This window comes from Acaryochloris sp. IP29b_bin.148 (assembly GCF_028285565.1).
Classification (GTDB): domain Bacteria; phylum Cyanobacteriota; class Cyanobacteriia; order Thermosynechococcales; family Thermosynechococcaceae; genus Acaryochloris.
In genome coordinates this window covers 1-3,260 of sequence record NZ_JANQOY010000118.1, presented here as the reverse complement: position 1 = coordinate 3,260, position 3,260 = coordinate 1, and the positions used below count along the sequence as shown (strand labels likewise).

At 43.9% G+C, this 3,260-nt stretch carries 4 protein-coding genes and 1 pseudogene; 1 reads left to right on the top strand and 4 read right to left on the bottom strand.

The features are described from left to right. From Q0986_RS11220 to parA, 4 genes are all read right to left on the bottom strand, one after another. Window positions 1-503 (bottom strand): SDR family NAD(P)-dependent oxidoreductase (locus Q0986_RS11220; RefSeq protein WP_299409997.1); only part of this gene is annotated, 503 nt, incomplete at its 3' end. 250 nt (window positions 504-753) lie between these two features. Next, window positions 754-1,368 carry a tyrosine-type recombinase/integrase gene (locus Q0986_RS11215; RefSeq protein ID WP_299409994.1) on the bottom strand — a complete coding sequence of 205 codons (615 nt, stop codon included), beginning with the start codon at window positions 1,366-1,368 and terminating at the stop codon, window positions 754-756. Window positions 1,369-1,841: 473 nt separating this feature from the next. Further along, on the bottom strand, window positions 1,842-2,126 hold the full coding sequence (locus tag Q0986_RS11210; protein ID WP_299409992.1) for a ribbon-helix-helix domain-containing protein: 285 nt from the start codon (window positions 2,124-2,126) through the stop codon (window positions 1,842-1,844). A gap of 103 nt (window positions 2,127-2,229) precedes the next feature. Further along, window positions 2,230-2,847, bottom strand: a complete 618-nt coding sequence (gene parA, locus Q0986_RS11205; protein ID WP_261892601.1) for a ParA family partition ATPase — start codon at window positions 2,845-2,847, stop codon at window positions 2,230-2,232. A gap of 185 nt (window positions 2,848-3,032) precedes the next feature. Between parA and Q0986_RS11200 the strand changes: the two are divergent. Then, a pseudogene (locus tag Q0986_RS11200) lies at window positions 3,033-3,260 on the top strand (hypothetical protein); the annotation flags it as partial.

Here is a 3,260-nt window from a genome sequence, read left to right as displayed (position 1 = left end):
AGGCCGATCATGCCAGCCTTACTGGCGGCATAGGCTGCTTTTTGGGGCATGCCAACGGTATAACCCACAAATGATGAGGTGAAAATAATGGAACCTCCTCCCCGTTTAAGCATCTCAGGCAGCTGATATTTCGCCCCCAAAAACGCGCTGGTTAAGTTGGTAGTGATCGTATTTTCCCATTCTGACAGGGTTACTTGATGCGAGGCCGTTCCTAACGCTCCGATGGTACCTGCATTATTGAAAGCAACGTCAAGTCCACCAAACTCTATACAAGCAAGGTCAACTAATTCCTTTGAAAACAACTCATCTTTGACATCACCTACCAAAAATCGAGCCTTGCCCCCATTCTTAGTGATTTCACTGGAAAGCTGCTCCAGCTTTTCGCGGCGACGAGCACCCAGGACAACGCTTGCACCTTCGAGGGCAAACAGTTTTGCTGTGGCATAGCCTATCCCAGAACTCGCGCCAGTAATAACCGCTACTTTTCTAGCTAGTCCTGTCATACAGAAAATCCTCAAACTATCATAGTCGCTGTCATTTCCTGTAGCGACTTATAAGAGCATTCTGAGTCTGGAACCGATAAATCTCAAACCGAATCTTGCTAAATTTGGTGCCACATAGGGGCACCATTACCAAAGCTTGAAAGCCGCACTTTAACTCAGTTTCAAAACCGTAGGTTTTGCACAAATGCCACCCTACTCAAGATATACTCACCCCTTGTCAAAACACCAACTCCGCAATCGCCCCCTCCACCTACTCATCCGTCCTAACCCACCCCCACACAATCTCCCCAAACCGCTTCGGATTCAGCATCGTATACGTCACCGTATGCTGTATATTTCGATGACCCAACCAATCTTGGATCAATCTCGTATCCAACCCCTGATTCGCCAGGTGATACCCACAGCTATGGCGCAGCATATGGGGATGGCACTTAATTCCCAGTTGCGCCAACTCCGCACAGCGATTGATCAGACTCGTCACGGCATGACGTTTGAGATGACCACCCCGCTCCCCTACAAACAGATACGGTTCCGGGTAACCTTCAGTGCGTAAGTCCTTCAACGACTCCACCTCATCGGCCTGCAACGGATGGGTGCCACTGACGGATCCTTTGAGCCGAGTAATCCCAATCGCTTTCAGCTCCAGCATCACCGCATCCCATCTCAGGGAGATCGCTTCACTGACCCCCAACCCATGACGGAACATCAGCAGTAACAACGCTTTGTCTCGGATCGGGTGACGACCTCTCAACTCAGCGGCCATGATCAGCCGATTCACTTCCGCCAGGGTCAGATACTCCCGACTGCGATAGTGCTCGTTTCGTTGGCGGCAAATGACCATTTTCACCTTGAGGATTCCACTCATATAGAACTGATAACAAAACAACTCTTTTGTAGTCAGTTGTAGAACGATTTTAGGGGGTTCTGGGGGTAGGGGTCATGGAAGACCCCTCGATTAAGTTGAACTTATGAATGGTTTTGGGGCTGAAAGTACTGAAAACTCGTTGAATAGTCTGTGAATGATAAGTTCTGCTGATGTATTAGAGGATTACCAGCAGTTGGCCCCCCTATTTCTATTTGCATTGCTCTCGATTAAGAAAACAAATGTCTTTATATTAATCTGTCAATGTATTTGCATGAGTACTTGCTAATCTATTAGTTTATTAACAAATTCATATATTAAACTGTTAACTTGCAAATATAGCAATCTATTAATAGTTTAATGTGTTAACACGTTAACTTGTTACCCTGTATACATAAGAATTTATTAATATGTTTTCCCTGTCATGTTGGCTTTGAATAACATCCCAGGAATGATTCCTGAGAAAGCATCAATTGTTATTCGTCTAGCTCAATGAGCGGTAGACCTCTAGATGTCAAAAGCATGTTTAGCGCCTCAAGACCAAGAGCATGAACATTAGTATCTTCATCAGCAGCTAATACCTTCAGATCCCTCATGTTTGTTGGTGGGATATACACGCTCACTACCTTCTTGCCCTGTCTACTTGGCGGTAGATAGTCTTTCTTCTTCTTACCCAGCACTGTGCTCTTAGCTTTAGTTTCTTCAACTTTCTCTGCTGTGGACTGGGCCACTCTTTCACTTAAACTTGCTCGCTTAGGCATAGCAATTACCTTGAAGGATTAAGTATTCATATTGTACTAATCACATAGTAACTCATTACTATGAGAACATGTTAACATGCTTTTTTATTAACATATATGCCTGTCAACTCAATTTATTTTCTACCCACTTATAGAATTGAGAGAATTCCTTAGCCGCTTGACCGTTAGGCTCATACTCTTGAGCCGTCATTCCTGAAATCAAAGAATAGCTATAAGCTACTCTTTGCCCTATCATCTTTGGGCAAACTTCTAAATCGTATTGTGCTATTGCTTCTTTGGAATCTTCTATGATGCTGCCTTTAGGCGGGACTCTATTGAGTACTGCATAGGCTTTGACCTTTGCTAATTTCGCAATGTCTACAGTATTTCTGATTGCTTTTAGATCGAGAATTGCAGGTTGACATGGTATCAACACAAGATCAGCCGCTCTCGCAGCCATCAAGGATGAACCTTCAGAATTAGGTGCTGTATCAATAATCGCCAACTGAGCACCTTGTTCTCTAAGTTGTGTCAATGTCTTACTCAACCTGGCACCATGTACTGGCAATACAAATGGTTCATCGTTTTCTCGATCTTCTGCCCATCCCGTTGCACTAGCTTGCGGATCAAGATCAATGAGTGCTGTTTCAATACCAGAAGCCTGAGATGCTACCGAGAGGTGCAAACTAATCAAAGTCTTGCCTACACCTCCTTTTCTAGAAAGGATAGCTAGAGTTTTCATGCGCTCATATTACTGTATTCCTATGACAATATAGCAGCTTGCTCTCAAATTACTATGTTTTTGTGAGCTTATATAGGCATATTATTTTATTAATATATAAACATGTTAACACATACTGGCTACTGCTAATCGAAAATATGCCTCACCCAATACGGACTTTCCCTCAGTGCTGCTATAATCCCTGAATGTTTGATTCCACCTGTAAGTTCCTTGCAGAAAGCTTTTCCACTGATTTTGCTTCCTGGTTGATTGGCGAACCGATTGCTCTAACTGAACTCAGTCCCACTGAATTATCCCTGGAACCCATCCGAGCAGATTCGCTGATCCTACTTCAATCCGATGAGGTAGTTTTGCAAATTGAGTTTCAGACTGACCCCAATCCAAATATGCCTTTTCGCATGGCTGACTATCGC